Origin of the sequence: Brevibacillus fortis (genome assembly GCF_003013395.1) — a bacterium.
GTDB lineage: Bacteria > Bacillota > Bacilli > Brevibacillales > Brevibacillaceae > Brevibacillus > Brevibacillus fortis.
On sequence record NZ_PXZM01000014.1, the window covers coordinates 1 to 20,920 of the forward strand.

The 20,920-nt window shown below is 49.4% G+C and carries 18 protein-coding genes; 16 read left to right on the forward strand and 2 right to left on the reverse strand.

Features of this window, described 5'->3' with window-relative positions; translation table 11 throughout:
• Nucleotides 1-1,064 precede the first annotated feature (1,064 nt).
• The 13 genes from C7R93_RS10255 to pyrE all read left to right on the forward strand — a co-directional run bounded on the left by C7R93_RS10255 (nucleotide 1,065) and on the right by pyrE (nucleotide 15,519).
• Nucleotides 1,065-1,706: a serine/threonine-protein kinase gene (locus C7R93_RS10255; RefSeq protein ID WP_106838717.1), complete on the forward strand. Its 642-nt coding sequence runs from the start codon at nucleotides 1,065-1,067 to the stop codon at nucleotides 1,704-1,706.
• A 77-nt stretch (nucleotides 1,707-1,783) separates the two neighbouring features.
• Nucleotides 1,784-2,233 (forward strand): signal peptidase II, encoded by a 450-nt coding sequence (lspA, locus tag C7R93_RS10260; protein WP_106838718.1) that lies wholly within the window; start codon nucleotides 1,784-1,786, stop codon nucleotides 2,231-2,233.
• Nucleotides 2,234-2,278: 45 nt separating this feature from the next.
• A complete protein-coding gene (locus tag C7R93_RS10265) occupies nucleotides 2,279-3,208 on the forward strand; it encodes an RluA family pseudouridine synthase (protein WP_106838719.1) in 930 nt (309 codons plus the stop codon).
• 19 nt (nucleotides 3,209-3,227) lie between these two features.
• On the forward strand, nucleotides 3,228-3,629 hold the full coding sequence (locus C7R93_RS10270; RefSeq protein ID WP_106838720.1) for a VOC family protein: 402 nt from the start codon (nucleotides 3,228-3,230) through the stop codon (nucleotides 3,627-3,629).
• A gap of 100 nt (nucleotides 3,630-3,729) precedes the next feature.
• Nucleotides 3,730-5,091 carry a TolB-like translocation protein gene (locus C7R93_RS10275; RefSeq protein ID WP_106838721.1) on the forward strand — a complete coding sequence of 454 codons (1,362 nt, stop codon included), beginning with the start codon at nucleotides 3,730-3,732 and terminating at the stop codon, nucleotides 5,089-5,091.
• A 223-nt stretch (nucleotides 5,092-5,314) separates the two neighbouring features.
• Nucleotides 5,315-5,854, forward strand: coding sequence for a bifunctional pyr operon transcriptional regulator/uracil phosphoribosyltransferase PyrR (gene pyrR / locus C7R93_RS10280; protein ID WP_007728461.1), 540 nt, complete (start codon nucleotides 5,315-5,317; stop codon nucleotides 5,852-5,854).
• A 162-nt stretch (nucleotides 5,855-6,016) separates the two neighbouring features.
• Complete coding sequence (locus tag C7R93_RS10285) at nucleotides 6,017-7,360, forward strand: solute carrier family 23 protein (RefSeq protein ID WP_106838722.1); 1,344 nt, start codon at nucleotides 6,017-6,019, stop codon at nucleotides 7,358-7,360.
• Nucleotides 7,361-7,545: 185 nt separating this feature from the next.
• On the forward strand, nucleotides 7,546-8,487 hold the full coding sequence (locus C7R93_RS10290; protein WP_106838723.1) for an aspartate carbamoyltransferase catalytic subunit: 942 nt from the start codon (nucleotides 7,546-7,548) through the stop codon (nucleotides 8,485-8,487).
• The gene (locus tag C7R93_RS10295) at nucleotides 8,454-9,734 is read left to right on the forward strand and encodes a dihydroorotase (RefSeq protein ID WP_106838724.1); all 1,281 of its coding nucleotides are present in this window, start codon (nucleotides 8,454-8,456) and stop codon (nucleotides 9,732-9,734) included. Before C7R93_RS10290 ends, C7R93_RS10295 begins: the two co-directional genes overlap by 34 nt.
• 55 nt (nucleotides 9,735-9,789) lie before the next feature.
• Nucleotides 9,790-10,887, forward strand: a complete 1,098-nt coding sequence (locus C7R93_RS10300) for a carbamoyl phosphate synthase small subunit (RefSeq protein ID WP_106838725.1) — start codon at nucleotides 9,790-9,792, stop codon at nucleotides 10,885-10,887.
• On the forward strand, nucleotides 10,871-14,083 hold the full coding sequence (gene carB / locus C7R93_RS10305) for a carbamoyl-phosphate synthase large subunit (protein WP_106838726.1): 3,213 nt from the start codon (nucleotides 10,871-10,873) through the stop codon (nucleotides 14,081-14,083). Before C7R93_RS10300 ends, carB begins: the two co-directional genes overlap by 17 nt.
• Before the next feature lie 32 nt (nucleotides 14,084-14,115).
• The gene (gene pyrF / locus C7R93_RS10310) at nucleotides 14,116-14,853 is read left to right on the forward strand and encodes an orotidine-5'-phosphate decarboxylase (RefSeq protein WP_106838727.1); all 738 of its coding nucleotides are present in this window, start codon (nucleotides 14,116-14,118) and stop codon (nucleotides 14,851-14,853) included.
• A gap of 27 nt (nucleotides 14,854-14,880) precedes the next feature.
• Nucleotides 14,881-15,519, forward strand: a complete 639-nt coding sequence (gene pyrE, locus C7R93_RS10315) for an orotate phosphoribosyltransferase (RefSeq protein WP_106838728.1) — start codon at nucleotides 14,881-14,883, stop codon at nucleotides 15,517-15,519.
• 42 nt (nucleotides 15,520-15,561) lie between these two features.
• Here the strand turns inward: pyrE and C7R93_RS10320 are convergent, their stop codons facing one another.
• Together C7R93_RS10320 and C7R93_RS10325 are read right to left on the reverse strand one after the other, a co-directional pair.
• Nucleotides 15,562-16,650 carry a saccharopine dehydrogenase gene (locus C7R93_RS10320; RefSeq protein WP_106838729.1) on the reverse strand — a complete coding sequence of 363 codons (1,089 nt, stop codon included), beginning with the start codon at nucleotides 16,648-16,650 and terminating at the stop codon, nucleotides 15,562-15,564.
• Nucleotides 16,651-16,750: 100 nt separating this feature from the next.
• On the reverse strand, nucleotides 16,751-17,068 hold the full coding sequence (locus C7R93_RS10325) for an ArsR/SmtB family transcription factor (protein WP_106838730.1): 318 nt from the start codon (nucleotides 17,066-17,068) through the stop codon (nucleotides 16,751-16,753).
• A gap of 223 nt (nucleotides 17,069-17,291) precedes the next feature.
• Here C7R93_RS10325 and C7R93_RS10330 point away from each other — a divergent pair, with 223 nt between their 5' ends.
• The 3 genes from C7R93_RS10330 to kynB all read left to right on the forward strand — a co-directional run bounded on the left by C7R93_RS10330 (nucleotide 17,292) and on the right by kynB (nucleotide 20,899).
• On the forward strand, nucleotides 17,292-18,122 hold the full coding sequence (locus C7R93_RS10330) for a peptidoglycan-binding domain-containing protein (RefSeq protein WP_244191503.1): 831 nt from the start codon (nucleotides 17,292-17,294) through the stop codon (nucleotides 18,120-18,122).
• Between the two features lie 838 nt (nucleotides 18,123-18,960).
• A complete protein-coding gene (locus tag C7R93_RS10345; RefSeq protein ID WP_106838877.1) occupies nucleotides 18,961-20,139 on the forward strand; it encodes an ATP-binding protein in 1,179 nt (392 codons plus the stop codon).
• A gap of 139 nt (nucleotides 20,140-20,278) precedes the next feature.
• The gene (gene kynB / locus C7R93_RS10350; RefSeq protein WP_106838732.1) at nucleotides 20,279-20,899 is read left to right on the forward strand and encodes an arylformamidase; all 621 of its coding nucleotides are present in this window, start codon (nucleotides 20,279-20,281) and stop codon (nucleotides 20,897-20,899) included.
• The last annotated feature ends 21 nt before the right edge of the window (nucleotides 20,900-20,920 follow it).

A 20,920-nucleotide genomic window follows, 5' to 3' on the forward strand; every position in this document is an offset into this window, starting at 1 on the left:
ATTCTTCTCTGACGTAACTGATCACACGGAAAGCTCGTAGAGGAAACAGGAGAAGAAAGCGAAGATCTTAGGGACGCCGACCGAGACGCAATGCAAAAAGCGAAACGCGCTCTTAAGCGTCCACCTCTGAAACACATCCTGAAAAGACTACTTTGGACGCGGTTTCGCTTTTTGCATGGAGTCGTGCAGTCAATCCCCCAGGGGGTGGCCCTAGAATCCGAGCGTTTTCTCCTGTTTCCTCCCCACCACAACAGTAACTTAAGGATCCTGTTATGTGGCTGCGGTGAAGAGAAGAATATTTCCAGTCTAGGCTCCAGGCTCCGTCCCCCGGGGAAGTGAGCACTGTCCGCTCCGAAGGGATTAGCGGGGAAACGCAAAAGTGGTAGCCGCTTCGATGTATGGGCAAGTTGCGTTTCTTTTGCCCGCTAATCCCTTCTCCGCTCGGTAGGACTCCACAAGTCGCTACGTCTGGAAATATTCTTCTCTAGCGTATCTGATGTGATTCTTCAATTTTTTAAGGCTTTAAAAAATCGGATCACACGGAAAGCTCGTAGAGGAAACAGGAGAAAAAAGCAAAGATCTTAGGGACACCGACCGAGACGCAATGCAAAAAGCGAAACGCGCTCTTAAGCGTCCACCTCTGAAAACACATCCTGAAAAGACTACTTTGGACGCGGTTTCGCTTTTTGCATGGAGTCGTGCAGTCAATCTCACAGGGGGTGGCCCTAGAATCTGAGCGTTTTCTCCTGTTTCCTCCCCACCACTACAGCCACGTACAAGAGACTTCTGTTCTTCATGAATCAGATAGAATCAATCGTTATACACTACATAAAACAGGTGCTATTGGTGGACATTCAACCCATTTACCAAATGAAAAAAATGAGGTATTCTTGTCCATATGCAATCCTTTCATTGGAATCGGACAGGATTTCCTGACCTCACCAGTGCAAAGGATTTTTTGCCCCTTAATAGGAAGAGTCTGAATGATCGTAGTAGAGCAATCTTCAATAATTTTGTTTTAACGTAGTTCGAAGTCGGTAACTGATGAGAGATGATGAGAAACGATGCGGATCGATCAGCATATATTGCAAGCATTTTTACAGGAAGTACAAGTGGAGAGTCTGTCGCCGGATGATCCAGTCGTGGTACACCACACACCGTACCCGTGGGAGTTGGTCGGTACCGGCAATTATGCTGCCGTATTTGCCCACCCGGACTATCCGAAGGTAGTGATCAAGCTGTACGCACCTGGAAGACCAGGAGCCGAACAAGAAATCGAAGTCTATCGCAAGCTAGGGGAGACTCGTTCCTTCCCTGTCTGTTATGATTATGGTGCAGGATACTTGGTCATTACGCGGATGAACGGCATACCCCTGTTTGACTGTGTTCGCTTCGGTATCCCGATTCCCCCGCAGGTGATTGAAGACGTGGAGGAAGCGCTAGAAGAGGCACGCAGGAAGGGTTTGTTTCCGCATGATGTCCATGGGAAAAACGTTTTAATGGATCAGGGACGCGGTTATTTGATTGACGTATCAGATTACTATGTCAATGATACAGACACGAAATGGCGTGATTTACGCAAGGCGTATTACAAGGTGTATTTGCCATTTATCAAGGATCGCGGATGGAAAATTCCATTGTGGATGCTGGAAGTTGTGCGTAAAGGCTATCGACTGTACAAAAAAGGAAAGCGCTTGTTCACGTAGACTGTCTCTGGTAAAATGATCATTTGACATTGTGTTTGTACAGTTGCTGGTCGAAGCAGAATAAGGAGGACATTCCATTGTTGTACTATCTCATTGCGGCAGTAATTATTGCGCTTGATCAGTTTACAAAGTATTTAGTCGTGAAGTTTATGGAACTGGGCCAATCGATACCTTTGATCGCGGACGTATTTCATCTAACTTCCCATCGAAACATGGGAGCGGCATTTGGTATCCTGCAAAATCAACGTTGGTTTTTTATTGTCATTACCATTGCCGTTGTGATTGGGATTGTCATTTCTTTGATTCGCTTGGGGAAAAACCAACCTCGTGCATCGTTGGCGCTGTCGTTGGTCTTAGGTGGAGCCATCGGGAATTTCATTGATCGTGCGATGACCGGTCAAGTCGTAGATTTTCTCGATTTTACGTTGATTAACTTCCCAATCTTTAACGTGGCTGACATGGCTATCACGATTGGCGTGGGGATTTTGCTACTGGATGTTTTTCTGGATGGGAAGAAAAACAGATAGTCATGAGAATAATAGTAAGAAAGCTCGGATAGGTGGAGAACATATATGAATGATATGCAATTGTTTGAACGTTACGATTGGACGGTAGAGCCAGCGGATGCGAGCGAGCGCATCGACAAGTTTATCACGCTGCAAAATGAAGAGTGGTCCCGCTCACAGGTGCAGGCTTGGGTGAAGGAAGGCCGTGTCACTGTAAATGGTGAACCGATTAAAAACAACTACAAGCTGCAGGCGGAGGACGAAGTGACCCTACGTGTTCCACCGCCAAAGGAAATGGCGATTCAGGCAGAGGAGATGTCGCTCGAGATCGTTTACGAGGACAGCGATGTCGTGGTCGTGAATAAACCACGTGGCCTCGTCGTGCATCCTGCTCCTGGTCATTACAGTGGGACACTCGTCAATGGGCTTTTGGCTCATTGCAAGGATTTGTCCGGAATCAATGGCGTATTACGTCCGGGAATTGTCCACCGCATTGACAAGGATACATCCGGTCTGTTGATGGTAGCCAAAAACGACAAGGCACACATGGGTTTGGCTGAACAATTGAAAGCACATACGGTCAATCGAAAGTATGTCGCGATTGTTCATGGAGTCATCCCGCATGAAATGGGAACGATTGAAGCACCAATCGGGCGCGATCCGAAAAATCGCCAGCAAATGGCGGTCGTTTTTGAGAACAGCAAGCCTGCTGTCACGCATTTTATCGTGCTGGAGCGTTTCAAGGAGTACACGTTGGTGGAACTGAAGCTCGAAACAGGACGGACCCATCAAATTCGCGTACACATGAAGTACATTGACTATCCACTGGCTGGCGATCCGAAATACGGTCCGAAAAATACATTGGAGCTCGAAGGACAAGCTCTACATGCGAAAACACTGGGCTTCATCCATCCGCGTACAGGAGAGCAGCTCGAATTCGAAGCGCCAATGCCGAAGGAATTGCTCGACGTCATAGAAGTTCTCAGACAAGCGTAAGAGAACAGGAGGAACAGCCGTGCTAAAAAGATTAGCGCATGTGACACTGTACGTTCACGATTGTGAAGATGCATTGCGGTTTTACACGGAAAAGCTCGGTTTCGAAAAACGCATGGATTCTCGTATGGATGATGGTTCTCGTTGGCTTACCGTGGGTCTTCCTGGGCATGAGATAGAGATCGTCTTGCATGACCCTACCCATTGGCATCGAGAAGAGGTTGCGCAGGAAATGCTACGTCAGGTCGGCAAAAATCCCATGTGGGTATGGGAGACGGATGATTTTTGGTCCACATACGAAACACTGCGTCAACGCGATGTGAAGTTTGTGAGTGAACCAAACGACGTGATGTATGGCATAGAGGTTGTTTTCGAGGATCTGTATGGCAATCGTTTTTTGTTGTTGCAGCCAGTCTTCATGTGACACTTACATAATGGTAGTTGGATTGGAAAACGCTAGCAGAGAGCTTATTACTTTCTTCTGGTGTTTTTTTACATCATTCAATAGAGCGTGTAAGGAGTGAATGCCTGTGAACAGAAAATGGGGGAAGCTGATCAGCCTTGTTGTCCTCTTGGTTGTACTTGTCACAGCAAACGGTGAAGCAAAGGTGGCAGCCCAAAGCCAAGGTCCAGAGCGTGTAAACAAGGAAATAAACGTGCCAGCGAAAATTGCTTTTACGAGCAACCAGCATTTGTTTTTGGTAGATGGACGGGATGCATCGGGTAAGATAAAGCAAATTACCAAGGACGGCTACGCAGAGATTGTGGGCTGGTCGCCGGATGGCAAGTGGCTCCTGTTCGTGAAACACAAAGGCAACGACAATTATTCGACACCGGGCTACGTGTGGATCGTTAGCGCAGATGGAAGCAAAGCTGTGCAGGTGGATGAGCGAGCGGTTTATGAAAGGCCAAAATGGTCCCCGAAAGCGAACGAGCTAGCGTACACCGTGAATATCGGCAGCAATGAAGAGCCGAGACCATTGCTGATTGTAAAAGACGTCCAGGACTATGGAGAATTAGCCTTGCAAAGTACAACGAAGGCTGATTTCGCAGATTTTGCCTGGATGCCGGATGGAGAAAACATGCTTGTCTCGCTACCCGCCGAAAAAAATAAGCCGATGACGCTGGCCTTGCGTACGCTTGCCGGTAAACCGCTGGCTGCCTATCCGATTGCAGAACCGCCAAAAGTGGAGGAAGGTATCTACCTATGGGCAGCGACAGGCTTAAAAGTATCCCCGGATGGGAAGGCTGTGGCCTACTTTGTCAGGTATAACTCCGGTTCCTTGTCTGCTGATGGCGTACCTATTCAACGGTTTGATTTGACACAACCTGGCAAGAAGCCAATAGAGCTCGGTACAGGATTGGCGTATCCTGACTGGCTTGCTTGGGCACCCAATAGCGAACAGCTCGCTTTTATCGATGGCACTGACCGGATCGCCACGACTAACAAGCAGTTGAAGCTGGCGGATCGAGCAGGAAAGGTCAAAACAGTCAGCCCTGGTCCAATCGTGGTAGATACTTATCCGGTCTGGATTCCAAAAGCTCCGTACTCGCTGCTTTTCACTAGAGGCTTAGCCACGCCGTATTCATACGACCCAAAGAAGGTCATGGTACCGGAACAAGGCATCTGGCGGCGGTCCGCAGATGGAGCTGAGCAGCAGGTGACAAAAGGGGAGGCGAATACAGCAGATTACTATCCTGCGTCGTCTCCAGATGGGAAACAGCTCCTTTTTTTGCGTTTAGATCAAGCGGAGCATGGCTCCCTGTTTGTCCAAGGAATTGGCGAGGATGCGGACAAGCAAATCGAGCTGATCAAAGACATTACAGGGGACATTGGTTATTATGCGAACTACTTGCCACCGTGGGTCAGCGTCTATTGGGAATAGTTAGACTTTTTTGAGCTGCATTGACACCCGTCCAGAATCGTGACATAATTCTACATGACGAATGGAACCTTTAAATCCAGTCCAGTGAGGCTGGCAAGGGCACGGAATGACAAGCAGGCGGGACTCTTACAGTCCGGTCAGTTTGTCCGAGGGCTTCTTGTCTCCTGACAAGGAGCCTTTTTTCGTAAGGTCCACTGTTCCCGTCGAAAAGGGGGATATTGAGATGATCAACAAAAGCGTTATTATGGATGAAGCGGCGATCCGCCGCGCGCTCACTCGTATCGCACATGAAATTATCGAGCGAAACAAAGGCGTCGAGGATCTCATTATCGTGGGCATCAAAACTAGAGGGATCTACCTCGCGCAACGCCTGGTAGAAAGAATCGAAATGATTGAGAATGTGAAGGTACCAGTCGGTGAGCTGGACATTACGTTCTATCGTGACGATTTGCAGCACAAGTCCGAAGATGCCATTTTGCAAGGCTCCAAGCTCCCGGATCAAATCACAGGCAAGACTGTGATTCTGGTGGACGATGTTCTCTATACCGGACGTACCGTACGTGCTGCTTTGGATGCACTTATTGATAACGGGCGCCCACGGATGATTCAACTGGCTGTCTTGGTTGATCGCGGGCATCGCGAGCTGCCAATCCGCCCTGATTTCGTCGGAAAAAACCTCCCAACTGCACGAACGGAAATTGTCGATGTACAATTGGCAGAAGTGGATGTTATGGACATTGTGTCCATCCGACAGCTACTGTAAAAATAAAATACCTCCTCTTTAAAAACGATCCTGTGAGGTCGGCAAGAGGCAAGATACTTCCCATGAGCATGGTGAAGCTAGCCTCTTTGTGTCCGCACAAAGAGGTTTTTTGTATAAAAAGAAGCTTTTGTATGAATGAAACAAAACAGGGGGCATACAGGCATGAGCCAAAAAAATTACATCGATGTAGACGAAACACCACATATTTCGCGATTGCTGCCACTTAGTATTCAACACTTGTTTGCGATGTTCGGTTCGACTGTACTCGTACCGATCTTGACAGGTCTGGACGTTGCAACCGCCCTCTTGGCGAGCGGGATCGGGACACTTCTGTTCCTGTGGATCACCAAAGGAAAACTCCCGAACTATCTCGGTTCTTCCTTCGCCTTCATCGGTCCGATTATCGTCGTGAGTCAATCGCATGGCGTAGGGACGGCCCTCTTAGGTTGCTTCCTCTCCGGGATTGTGTACATCATCGTCGCCGGAATCGTGAAGAAGGCAGGAGTCAAATGGCTCGATCGGGTACTGCCACCAGTCGTCATCGCATCCGTCATCGTTGTGATCGGTCTGAGCTTGGCTGGTGTAGCGGTAGACATGGCAACGAAAGTCACCGTAGACGGCCAATCGCAAATGTCACTGACTTCGATTGAAATCTCGCTCGTTACCGTGGTCATAACAGTGCTTGCAGCGGTCATACTACGCGGTTTCCTTGGTCTTATCCCAATCTTGATCGGAATGTTTTCAGGTTATGTATACACACTGCTGCGTCACCCTGATCTGATTCATTTTCAAACAGTGAAAGATGCACCTTGGGTTGTTGGATTCAGTGAAATGTTTACCTCTCACTTCAAATTTGCAGAAGTGACGAGTGCAATGGCGAATCCAAGTGCTTGGATCGCTGCTCTGGTTATCGCACCAGTCGCTTTCGTCACACTGGCGGAGCATCTCGGTCACTTGCTGGTAACGAGCAAGGTCATGGATCGTGATTTGATGAAAGACCCGGGACTGCACAGAAGTTTACTTGGGGACGGGATTGCAACGTCACTCGCTGCGATTATGGGCGGTCCACCAGCAACGACGTACGGTGAGAACATCGGAGTCCTTGCGATTACGAAGGTATACAGCCGCGTCGTCATCGGTTTGGCTGCTGTGCTCGCGATTATGTTCGCCTTCGCAGGTAAGATCAGTGCCTTCTTGATGACGATCCCAACGCCGGTACTGGGCGGTGTCTCCATCATCCTGTTCGGTATCATCGCTGCACAAGGCTTACGGATGTACGTCGAGCACAAAGTGAACTTTGCAGACAAGCGCAACATGATTCTCGCAGCGGTCATCTTGGTCACGGGAATCGGCGGATACAAAATCAGTTTTGCAGGTACAGGTATCGCTTTCCTGAACGATCTGACCATCGATAATATCGCACTCTCTACCTTCCTGGGAATCATTCTGCACCTGATCCTTCCAGGAAAAGAGTCCGCGATGGGAGAAGCGCACCGTGAAGAATAAAAACAAATAGCGTAAACGTTCCAATCCTTTAAATCCAGTCCAGAGAGGCTGGCAAGGCAAAGAACGCTGTTTTGGCTGCCCAAAAAAGGCACTCAACCAGCTTCTTGTCTCGCTTGCCTCCAAATGCAAAGCGATGCCAAGAAGCTTTTTCTTTTGAATAAATAAATGAAGCGGAGGGATTCATGATGAAAAATGTAGCGCACCTGATTGGCCTCAAAGACTTATCGAAAGAACAAATCATCCAGCTCCTCGAGCGAGCAGAGTATTGGGCTGCCAGACCAACTGAGCAAGCGGATATCCTGCGCGGACGGTTTGTCGCGAATCTGTTCTTCGAGGCCAGTACCAGAACCCGCTTCTCTTTTGAAGTAGCACAAAAGCGACTGGGCGCACATGTATTGAACTTCATTCCCGAAACCTCCTCTACTGTAAAAGGCGAGACGGTCTATGACACGATCCGCACCCTAGAAGCAATGGGCGTCGAAGCAGCCGTTATCCGCACCAAGAAAGAAGGCCTGCTGCAAGAGCTGGCAGAAAGTGTAGACCTGAAGCTGATCAACGCGGGAGATGGAACAAATGAGCATCCGACCCAATGCCTGCTCGATCTACTGACCATGAAAAGGCAGTTTGGCAAGCTCTCTGGTCTGACGGTAGCGATCATCGGAGACTTACGACACAGCCGCGTGCTTGGTTCTCACCTACATGCGCTACCAAAGCTGGGTGTGAATCTGCTGCTTGCAGGGCCTGCTACGATGATGCCAGCGCAAATCCCGCAAGGTGTCAAAATCGTGGAAATGGAAGAAGCGGTTCAAACCGCAGATGTGGTCATGATGCTGCGTGTTCAGCTGGAGCGTCATGCAGACTCCCTCTATCTGTCGAAGGAAGAGTACCACAAGGCACACGGGCTCACGCTAGAAAGAGCCAAAATGATGAAGTCCGGCGCAGTTATCATGCATCCGGCACCCGTCAATCGCGGGGTTGAGATTCATACCGATTTGGTAGAATGCGAAACGTCCTTGATTCAAACCCAAGTGACCAACGGAGTCGCAGCAAGAATGGCAGTTCTAGAAACTCTTTTGAAAGGGAGCGAAATGACATGGGAATCATCCTTGGCAACGGCAACGTACTAAATCAGGCGGGGGAACTTACCCCGATGGAAATATTGGTGGAAAAGGGAAGAATCACAGCGATGGGGGAAACGCTCGATCGCGAGGGTCATGAATGGATCGATTGCCACGGCGGTATGATTAGCGCGGGTCTCATCGATGCCCACGTACATCTGCGTGAACCAGGCTTTGAACATAAAGAAACGATCGAAACAGGGGAAAAAGCAGCCGTACAAGGCGGATTTACAACAATAGCATGCATGCCAAACACACGTCCGTCCATCGACAGTGTCGAGACAGTGACCTACATTTTGGACAAAGCGAGCGAGGCAGGTATGGCGCGCGTGATCCCGTATGGTGCGATTACCGTTCGCCAATTGGGAAAAGAGCTGACGGATTTCGCGGGGTTAAAAGAAGCAGGGATCTTCGCTCTGACAGATGACGGTGTGGGTGTGCAATCCACAGCGATGATGAAAAAGGCTATGCAAAATGCAGCAGAGCTGGGTATCTCCATCGTCGCTCACTGTGAGGACGAAGACCTGTTGATCCCGGGAGCAGCCCTGCATGACGGGGTGGTAGCAGCTCGACACGGACTCCCAGGAATTCCTTCTGAATCAGAGTCCATCCACGTAGGCCGCGATATTTTGCTGGCAGAACAAACAGGTGTGCACTACCACGTATGCCACATCAGTGCGAAAGAGTCGGTGCGTCTGGTACGCGATGGGAAACGCGCTGGCGTAAATGTAACGTGTGAAGTCAGTCCGCATCACCTCTTGCTGTGCGACGAGGATATCCCGGACAATCTGGATACGAATTGGAAAATGAACCCGCCGCTGCGCTCTCGTGAGGATCGCGCTGCACTGATTGCGGGATTGAAAGATGGCACGATTGATATGATCGCGACCGACCATGCACCACACACCCAAGAGGAAAAAGCAAACGGGATTAACCGTGCACCGTTCGGAATTGTTGGACTGGAAACAGCATTCCCGCTCCTGTACACAAATCTTGTGCAAAACGGAGAGCTGACCTTGAAGAAGCTGGTTGAGCTGTTGACTGTGAAGCCAGCAGAAGCATTCAAACTGCCATACGGGCGTCTGGAAGTAGGCGCACCAGCAGACCTGACTGTGATTGATCTGGAAACGGAAAAAACAATTGACCCAAGCACATTCGCAAGTAAGGGAATCAACACACCATTTGCTGGTTGGGTATGCAAAGGCTGGCCGACCCTGACGCTGGTAGATGGCAAGATCGTATATCAAAACGTGTAAAAACGACTTACAGACAAGACACAAGTTTTTACACGACAATGGAGGAGGAGCATAAATGCGTGCAAGATTGATCTTGGAAGACGGAACGGAATTTATCGGGACGGCATTTGGAGCGACAAAGGAGTCTTACGGGGAAGTGGTTTTTAATACAGGGCTGACTGGCTATCAGGAGGTTTTGTCCGACCCATCCTACTGCGGACAGATCGTCACCATGACATACCCGCTGATCGGAAATTACGGGATCAATCGAGACGACTTTGAAGCTGTTCGTCCATACATTCACGGCTTCGTTGTTCGCGAGCATTGTGAGGCGCCGAGCAACTGGCGCAATACGAACACACTCGATGAACTATTGAAAACCTATGACATCCCGGGCATTGCCGGAATCGATACCCGGATGCTGACGAGAAAAATTCGTTACCACGGCACGATGAAGGGGATGATTACGACTAGTGAAGCCCCGTTGGCTGAATTGGTTGCGGCCTTAAACGGCACGACATTGATGACAGACCAAGTGCCACGTGTCTCTACGAAAAATGTCTTCAGCTGCCCTGGTACAGGTCATCGGGTAGTGCTGGTCGACTTCGGAGCCAAGCACGGGATTTTGCGCGAGCTGACCAAGCGCAGCTGCGACGTAGTGGTCGTGCCTTACAATGTGACGGCAGAAGAAATCCGCCGCATTCAACCGGACGGGATACTCTTGTCCAATGGCCCTGGGGACCCGAAAGACGTACCGCAAGCCGTAGAGATGATTCGCGAAATCTTGGGTGAATATCCTCTGTTCGGAATTTGCCTCGGTCACCAGCTGTTCGCACTGGCATCTGGCGCTGACACGACGAAATTGAAATTCGGACACCGTGGCGGCAACCATCCGGTAAAAGAGCTGCCAACCGGACGCACATATATCACATCCCAGAACCACAGCTATGCAGTCAAAGAAGACTCGCTGGTAGGCACGGAACTAGAAGTTACACATATCGCACTCAATGATGGCACCATCGAAGGCGTACGTCATGCAGCGAAGAATGCATTCTCAGTACAGTACCATCCAGAAGCAGCTCCAGGTCCGTATGATTCCGGCTACCTGTTCGACCAGTTTCTTGCGATGATGGAAACCGCTAAGGAGGAAAAAACTCATGCCAAAACAAGATAATTTGAAAAAAATCCTCGTAATCGGCTCTGGACCTATCGTCATCGGGCAGGCTGCTGAATTTGACTATGCGGGCACACAAGCATGTGAAGCATTAAAAGAAGAGGGTATGGAGGTAGTTCTGATCAACTCCAACCCGGCGACCATCATGACCGATACAAACATGGCTGACAAAGTATATATCGAGCCAATCACACCTGAATTTGTTGCACGAGTCATTCGTCAAGAGAAGCCGGATGGACTTCTGCCTACACTTGGAGGTCAAACAGGCCTGAACATGGCTGTTGCCCTCTCAGAAGCAGGCGTTCTCGAGCAAGAAAATGTGAGACTGCTCGGAACCAAGTTGGAATCGATCAAGCAAGCAGAAGACCGCGAGCTGTTCCGCTCACTCATGAATGAACTGGGCGAGCCGGTACCTGAATCAGTCATCGTGAGCACAGTAGAAGAAGCTGTCGATTTTGCAAACGAAATCGGTTATCCAATCATCGTTCGTCCTGCGTACACTTTAGGTGGTACAGGCGGAGGAATTTGTGAGGATGAAGAAACCCTTCGAGAGATCGTCGCAAGCGGATTGAAATACTCCCCGATTACGCAATGCTTGATCGAGAAAAGTATTGCAGGCATGAAAGAAATCGAGTACGAAGTAATGCGCGATGCCAACGACAACTGCATCGTAGTCTGCAACATGGAAAACATCGACCCAGTCGGCGTGCATACAGGTGACTCCATCGTAGTGGCGCCTAGCCAAACACTGGCGGACCGCGAATATCAAATGCTGCGTACATCCGCACTGAACATCATCCGTGCACTCGGTATCGAGGGTGGCTGCAACGTACAATACGCACTCGACCCGCACAGCTTCCAGTACTACGTGATTGAAGTGAACCCGCGTGTGAGCCGCTCTTCCGCACTGGCTTCCAAGGCAACAGGCTATCCAATCGCGAAGATGGCAGCCAAAATTGCAATCGGCTACACGCTGGATGAACTGAAAAACCCAGTGACAGGCCAAACGTACGCATGCTTCGAGCCAACACTGGACTACATCGTCAGCAAAATTCCACGTTGGCCGTTCGACAAGTTCCAATCCGCCAACCGCAAGCTCGGTACGCAAATGAAAGCGACGGGTGAAGTCATGGCGATCGGACGGACTTTTGAAGAATCCATCATGAAAGCCATCCGTTCCTTGGAAATCGGCAGCCATCACATCGAGATTAAAGGAGCAGGAGAAATCAGCGAGGAAGACCTGAGGGCACGACTGGTGCACGCCGATGACGAACGCCTTTTCCTCCTGGCAGAAGCACTGCGCCGTGGCTGGACGATCGAAGAACTGCACAGCTTGACCAAGATTGATCTGTTCTTCCTGCACAAGTTCCATAAAATGATTGCCTTTGAAGCTGAACTGGCAAAAGGCTTGACGAGCGAAAAGCTGTACGAAGCAAAACGGATGGGCTTCACTGACCGCAAAATTGCTGAGCTGTGCGGTGAGACAGAAGAAGCAGTATACGCAATGCGCAAAGAAAAAGGCTTTGTACCTGTATATAAAATGGTAGATACTTGCGCGGCAGAATTCGAAGCGCAAACACCGTACTACTACTCCGCGTATGAAGTGGAAGACGAGCGCATCGAGACTGGCAAGAAGCGAGTGGTCGTACTAGGCTCCGGACCGATCCGAATTGGCCAAGGAATCGAGTTTGACTATGCAACTGTCCATGCTGTCTGGGCACTGAGAGAAGCGGGTTATGAGGCTGTCATTATTAACAACAACCCGGAGACCGTTTCAACAGACTTCAACACTTCTGATCGCCTTTACTTCGAGCCGCTGTACATCGAAGACGTCATGAACATTCTCGATGTAGAAAAACCAGAGGGTGTCATCGTACAATTCGGTGGTCAAACCGCGATCAACCTGGCTGACAAGTTGACTGCACGCGGAATCAAAATCTTGGGTACGAGCTTGGAAAACATCGATGCAGCGGAAAACCGCGAGAAGTTCGAAGCGCTGCTGCGCGAGCTGGACATCGCTCAACCACCAGGCAAAACAGTAACTTCTGTCGAGCAGGCAGTTGTGGCAGCAGAAGGTCTTGGCTTCCCTGTCCTGGTTCGCCCATCCTACGTACTTGGCGGACGTGCGATGGAAATCGTCTACAACGAGTCCGAACTGTTGGAGTACATGGAAAAAGCGGTGAAGGTAAATCCAGATCACCCTGTACTGGTAGACCGTTACATGGTCGGGGTAGAAGCGGAAGTCGATGCGATCTGCGACGGCGAAAACGTCCTGATCCCAGGTATCATGGAGCATATCGAACGCGCAGGGGTGCACTCCGGTGACTCCATCGCCGTATATCCTCCGCAATCCTTGTCCCAAGCGATCAAGGATGAGCTGATCGAAATGACGACGAAGCTGGCGCGTGCGCTGCAAATCAAAGGCCTGCTCAACATCCAGTTCGTTATCTATAAAGACCGCCCATACGTAATCGAGGTGAATCCGCGTTCGTCCCGTACGGTGCCGTTCCTCTCCAAAGTAACGGGAATTCCAATGGCGAACATCGCAACGAAAGCGATCCTTGGTCACTCGATTATCGAACAAGGCTTTACACCGGGCTACCATCCAGAGGAGTCGATGGTTTCTGTCAAAGTACCAGTCTTCTCCTTCGCTAAGCTGCGCCGCGTCGATATTACGCTCGGCCCTGAAATGAAATCGACCGGAGAAGTCATGGGACGCGAGAGTACATTGGCAAAAGCGTTGTACAAGGGCTTGGTCGCAGCAGGCATGAATATCCCGACACAAGGCACCTTGCTCGTGACTGTTGCTGATAAAGACAAGGAAGAAGCGCTAGACATCGTGAAACGCTTCCGCCACCTCGGCTTCAAGCTGATGGCGACCGCAGGCACAGCCGACTATTTGGAGCAAGCGGGACTGCAAGTGACTCGCGTAAGCAAACTGTCCGAAGGCACGCCAAACCTGTTGGATGTCATCCATACAGGCGAAGCGAACATCGTACTCAATACACTGACAAAAGGCAAAACGCCACAACGTGACGGCTTCCGCATCCGTCGGGAAGCAGTAGAAAACGGAGCAGTATGCTTGACTTCACTGGATACAGCTTCCGCTCTCCTGCACGTACTGGAGACGATCTCATTCTCTACAGAAGCAATGCCAGCCCAGCGTGCTGGTGCAAAAGTGGCAATCACTGTATAAATGACCGGAGCAAAGAAAAGGGGGAGAGCAGCGTGCAACACCAACTAACCGATATAGGCGAACGCATGATTGTTGCGCTCGACTTTTCCACACTGGATGAAGTCAAGAAGTGCATCGAGCCCCTGCAAGGGCATATCCGCTATGTAAAAGTGGGGATGGAGCTTGCTTACGCAGAGGGTCCAGCGATCGTTTCCTTCTTGAAGGAAAAGGGACTCAAGGTGTTTCTGGACTTGAAGGTTCACGATATACCCAATACAGCCAAAGGCGCGATGAAAAGCCTGGCACGTCTCGGAGCAGACATGGTAAACGTCCATGCGGCTGGTGGCGTAGCCATGATGGCGGCAGCGAGAGAAGGCTTGGAGCAAGGGACAGCGGCAGGTGCTGCTCGTCCCCTCCTGATTGGTGTGACGATGCTGACATCTACTGGTATGCAAACGATGAATCAAGAATTGGCGATTCCAGGTGCGGTAGAAGATGTCGTCGTGCACTATGCGCTGATGACCAAGCAAGCTGGTTTGGATGGGGTAGTTGCTTCTCCGCTAGAGGTTCCGATGATCAAAAAAGCTGCTGGAGATGCATTTGTAACCGTAACGCCTGGAATTCGTCCACTGGGAGCGGATCAAGGCGATCAGACGCGTATCACGACGCCGGAACAGGCATTCCGCTTGGGCAGTGATTACCTCGTGATCGGGCGCGCGATTACGGGTGCAAAAGATCCGGTAGGTGTCTGGCAAAGTATCGTCGCAGCCGTGGAAAAAGATCGTTCGTAAAGTAGCCAGCTGGAGGGAATAAGAGAAATGACGACAATGACAACCGCTAAACATATTGCAGCGAACCTTCTCGAAATCGGAGCAGTCCATCTGCGACCGGAGCAACCTTTTACATGGACGTCTGGGATCAAATCCCCAATCTACTGCGACAACCGGATCACGATGTCTTATCCGCATGTTCGTCGCGCCATTGCGGGTGCATTTGCCGATTTGATCAAAAAGCAGTACCCAGATGCACAAGTTGTGGCTGGAACGGCGACTGCTGGTATTCCACATGCTGCATGGGTAGCTGAGCTGCTTGATCTGCCCATGATTTACGTACGGGACAAGGCAAAAGGCCACGGTCGCCAAAATCAGATTGAAGGCGCATTGGCGGCTGGTCAAAAGGTCGTCGTGATTGAAGACCTGATTTCCACAGGAGGTAGCTCCTTAAAGGCTGCACAAGCTGTGCAGGCTGAGGGTGGAGAAGTACTGGGGGTCGTAGCCATTTTCAGCTACCAATTCCCGGATGCCCAAGCCCTGTTTGAGGAAGCAGGCATTCCTTGCTCCACGATATCGAATTACACAGCACTTTTGGAAGTGGCATCAGAGCAAGGGGTTATTACAAGCGAGCAGGAAAAAGTATTGGGCGAATGGCGGAAATCCCCACGTACTTTTTTTGAATAATGAGTGATACATGATGAAGAGTAGGGCGGTGGTCAAACCGTCCTACTCTTTTTTTGTTTCGTCGTGGATCACAATCTGGACCCCTTCGGATCGATAAAATTGGAGTATATCGTCGACACTCTTTTCGAAATGGCCGAAATCCTCTGGGAAAAGAATACCAGGCGGAACAGTCGAGCTTTCGTTTTGCCGAATGATTTGTTGTGCAAAAATGACAGCTCCCAAAGCGGTGAGGTGAGTCTGTCCTTTCGGGTCAGTTACCTCGACTTGGCGTTTCGCGTTCATGTCATGCTGATTGCGCCCATTTATTTGGATGACAACATGGTGAGGAGATCCTGTGCCTGGATTGTACAGTATTTTTTGACGTGTGCTTTTGCCGAGCAGGTCCCATATCCGACTTTTTACCAATGAAACGAGTGCAAAAGTAGACAGTTTATTGTCGAAGGCGATGCGAAAATCAGCGGCTGTTACGTTTGGGGCTTTCACGAGTGTCGTGTGATCCGGTGTGTCAAGACGATAGCAGTTTGTATGATATCCGTTCGGAAAGGTGACGGGTACCGGATCTGACAAGGGTGTGACTTCTTTTACGCCAGTGGGTGTGGTGACAGCAAAAGGAATCGTCATGCGATCCATATAGTCGGTGGAATCTGGACCTGCTTTGTCTTGAAGGGAATAAAGGGCGTGAAGATGAATCTGGACATCTTGCAGGGAAGATGCATGTATACTCGCGAGAAGCGCTACAGTTCCCCCCATCCATCCAGATGCAAGAATGACTGGAGAGCCAATGTTCTCATTCTTCAAGCGTTCGATCGATTGTGTAAAACGTTCTGTCCAACGCGTGACGTCAATCAAAGGGATCTGTCGGCGAACCGCAGCAAGCAGCAGCATGTCATCAGGATCATTTACTGCACTAATAATCAAGGTTAAATCTTCTGGTGCATGGGCGAGAGGATCGGGTTTGGAGACGTCTAGGAGGAATGGCTTTAGCCTAGCGGACATAAAAGGCAAAGGCTTTCCCGCAGACCTCCCTCCCAGCAATAATTCGAGATGAGGGTGGCGATCGTGTAGGATCTTGACGATTTGGCTTCCAACCGTTCCATAGCCTCCAACAACTAAAACTTTAGTGAGATTCATGAATATCCCCCTCTGATTAAGTGTTTATTTGTTTAAGTTTATTAACGAATAGGTGTGAAAAAACAGGGACACACTGTCCCTGTTTCGTGGCGATTTGAAATCAGCGGCATTCTTCTTCGACGAAGGTCACCAATTGCTTAAAAAGTCTGATCGCCTCTGTAATTTCAAGCCGATAAAACATTTCCGTTCCTTTCTTTTGAACGTTCACTAGGCCCGCTTGTTTTAATATTTTCAAGTGATGAGACACCGTAGGTCTAGACATGGGAATATGCTCGGCGATTTGTGTTACGTTCATACTTTCCTTGTCGATGAGAAGCGCTACGATTTGCTGCCGAATCGGATCACCCAAGCCTTGGAAGTATGGACTTAGCTCCATAAATATTTGAATCGCTTTTTCATTGCAGGTTGGATTCGTCATTGCACACTCCGTTAATAAACTTAATCATTTAAACCAAAGTATATGTGTTCTTCCTTATTTTTGCAAGTCATAAAAACGTTGATATATCAGCAAAAAATTAAGAGAAGGAGAGAGTGGTCAGATGTAATAGGAAAGAAAAGTGGGGAATAGTAAGGGGGGTTACAAAAAAAGTAAAGGTAGGTGCTTGTGCATGATAAAGGGAATGGGGAGTCTGGACTCTCTTATGAAAACAGGGAAGGTTAAAAAAATCATTGGTGCAGCTATATTGTCTGTCACACTCATGTTTTCCCTTCCTCATACGGGACTAGCAGTGGGTAAAGGTGCTCATGGGCCAGATATTTATGTGATTCAGGGGATGTTGAAATCATTAGGTAGTTACTCGGGCCAAATCAATGGTTACTACGATGATGTAACCGTACGCGGTGTGAAGCATTATCAGAAAAAACATGGATTGCCGGTTACAGGAAATGTGGATAATCGTACGTTACAAAGCATTGTTTATTCCTATGATAGTATCAAAACAGGGAAAGGCGGCCACAGAGGTGGTAAAGGCCAAGGTGGCGGTAAAGGCATCGGTGGCGGAACAGGCCAAGGTGGCGGTAAAGGCATCGGTGGCGGAGCAGGCCAAGGCGGAGGCATGGGCGGAGGAGCAGGCCAAGGCGGAGGCATGGGCGGAGGAGCAGGCCAAGGTGGAGGCATGGGCGGAGGAGCAGGCGAAGGCAAAGGCAAAGGCTATGGTCGCGGAGCGGGCGAAGGAGAAGGCAAAGGCAAAGGTTATGGTCGCGGAGTAGGCGAAGGAGAAGGCGAAGGAAAAGGAAAAGGAAAAGGTTATGGTCGCGGAGTAGGCGAAGGAGAAGGCAAAGGCAAAGGCAACGGCAAAGGTTATGGTCGCGGAATAGGCGAAGGCGAAGGCAAAGGAGAGGGCAACGGCTACCGCGGCGGAAAAGGTAACGGCAACGGCAACGGCAACGGCAATGGCAACGGCAATGGCAATGGCAATGGCAATGGCAACGGCAAAAACGTAGAGGATAACGAAGGTACCGGAAAAGACTAATTGTATACAAGAGGTAAAAACGCTTCGGCTCTTCATGGGGACGAAGCGTTTTCCATATAAAAGAGCTAACTTTAGTTAGTGTTAGAAGGAATTTGGCTAATGATATCATTATTCATGATTGCTATTTAATCAGGCTGGATATCAGAAAAAGTTCGAAGAAGGAAGAGCGATACACATAGGAAAGACAAGTCGGCGTATCCAGGCCTGAAAGAATGTAAGCAGGTAAGTGATCAAATGACAGAAAAGTACAACGATTGCGTGCAAGGAGGATTATGGTACATACCAGATCTTTTGAATATGAGCAAGACGAAGCCTTTATTTGGGAATTGTACTGTTCTACGAGAACTGAAGAAATGGCTCATTGGGGTTGGAGTGAGTCGGACAAGCTTGCTTTTTTACAGTCGCAGTATGCGATGCAGCAGAAATCTTACCAGATGCAGTTTCCTGCTCAAAATCATCAAATCATTCTCCGATCCGAGCAGCCTATGGCCGGGGAGCTGTCATTCCTTACTCTAACACGAGTGATGGGACACAGCTTAGCCCGCAAGCAATCGGCACCACAGGCGGGACTCAGCCTCATAATAATATGCAGCCTTATCTCGGACTCTCGTTCATCATTTGTGTGAGAGGCGGAAATTTTCCGGTGAGAGGATAGGAATCGTATCTTGGAGGCCCGATGCCGTGTAGCAGGAGGCGTCTTTTTCGAATGACAGTCACAGCCCTTCTTCCATCTTTTCCTACTTTTCGTATTCTTCTTGCGAGACGTATGCATTATAATGGATATGTCCGTGATACTAAACGATCGCTTGATGCAGAACGATCGCAGAGGATGAAGCAGATGACGAAGATAGAAATACTGAAAAGCATGTTGACGAGCGATCAACGCAATGCGCCAGTGTGGCTGTTACTAGGGTTAGAGCATGCTGAGCAGGGGGATCGTACGGAGGCTTTACAGGCTTTTACGCAGGCTCTGGCCTATGGAAATGAAGCGATGAAGGAAAAAATTGTGATCGAGCTCAACAAGCTACAAAAGGGATCCCCATACTCGCGGACGTTAAAAGGGATCAACCAGAAAGATTCCTCCACATATACAACGATGGTTGCACCTAAGATACGCGTCATAGAAGGGGGCAAAGGAAAGACCACCGCGAAATCTGTTCAGCTCCTCGAGAAAGCCGCAGGTTTTGAAATGGTCGGAGGGCTAGGGCGAGTAAAAGAGGCAATCTCTCAAAGACTCCTACAGCCTATGTCGCAACGGTTGTATCAAAAGAAAAGTACCATTTTACTTTACGGACCATCGGGGTGCGGAAAATCTTTGTTAGCAAAAGCAACCGCAGAAGAATGCCAGGCTCATTTTTTATCCATGGCCAATACAGGCGGTCGAAGTATGTATACATCATCGAACAGCCCGCTCAACATCCAAAGCTTGCTGGCAACAGCTCCTGCCAATAAGCCGTTTCTGTTCTTTTTGGATGAATTGGACGCTTCCAGCCATTACGAAGAGCAAGCCACCCCCTACAATAGGCAGAGGGGCGATTCCAAATGGATACAGCAGATAGCAGAGGCAGGCCAGTACGACGAACGATTCGTCCTGATGGGCGCAACCAATGTTCCATGGGAATTGGAGCCTTCCTTGCTCCGAGCAGCCGGCTTTGATCACTGGATTTTTGTCGGACCACCGGATCGGCAAGCACGGGAGGAGATTTTTCGCTTAAAACTGGAAGGCCGTCCTACTGAGATGCTCAATTATGACCAATTAGCTGGATGGACTGAGTTTTATTCGGGGGCAGACATCGAGTATGTAGTGGAGCTAGCGACGGAGCAGGTATGGCATGATATTGTAACAAAAGGGATCGATCGCCCGATTCAGATGAGCGATCTGCGGGAGGCCATTGCAGCTACATATCCGACAACCATTGAGTGGTTGAGGACTTTGAAAGAACATTTGAAACAGGTGGATTACAACGGAATTTATGATGAAGTGTGGGACTACTTGTCTCTGCATAGTAGAATCTAACATCAACCATAAGACTGTCGGCTCGCTGTAAGGCTGCGGTCTTCTTTTTCGTTATAAATGTTCGAATATTGACTCAATATAGTCTTTTTTGTACGCTGAGTATAGGCACGAACAGTTGCTAGAAGGTGGAGGATGCCCAATGAAAATATTTGATATTTCACGTCCGCTCTTGGCTGGCATGCCGACCTGGCCAGGGGACACTCCCTTTCAATACGTCGTAAACTGGCCCAAAGCAGAGAGTGGATCAGTCAATGTCGGGAAAATAACAATGAGCGTACATACAGGTACACATGTGGATGCTCCGTTCCATTTCGATGATGTTGGCCGAAAAATGGCTGCATTGCCATTGGACCTGTACATGGGAGAGGCAAGAGTGGTCGAGCTTACTGGACGTTCCAGCATTGGCCCAGAAGATTTTGCCCAGGTTGATCTGGAGGGGGTGGAACGCTTGCTGCTCAAAACATTATCATGGAGCGACCCTGAGCATTTTCCGCCAACCATCTGTCATCTGCATGCAGACTTGCCAGGGTTCCTCGCCAAAAAAGGCATTCGGCTGATCGGGGTGGATGTCCCATCCGTCGACCCGTTGGACAGTAAGGAACTGGCTGCTCATCATGGGCTTCATCAGCATGATATTCATATTTTGGAGGGACTTCTGCTCGATCATGTCGAACCGGGTGATTACGAACTGATCGCTCTGCCGCTGCTTTTGATGGAGGCAGATGGAAGTCCGGTACGTGCCATCTTGCGTCGTTCTTAAGGCTGCATATTGATAAAGCAG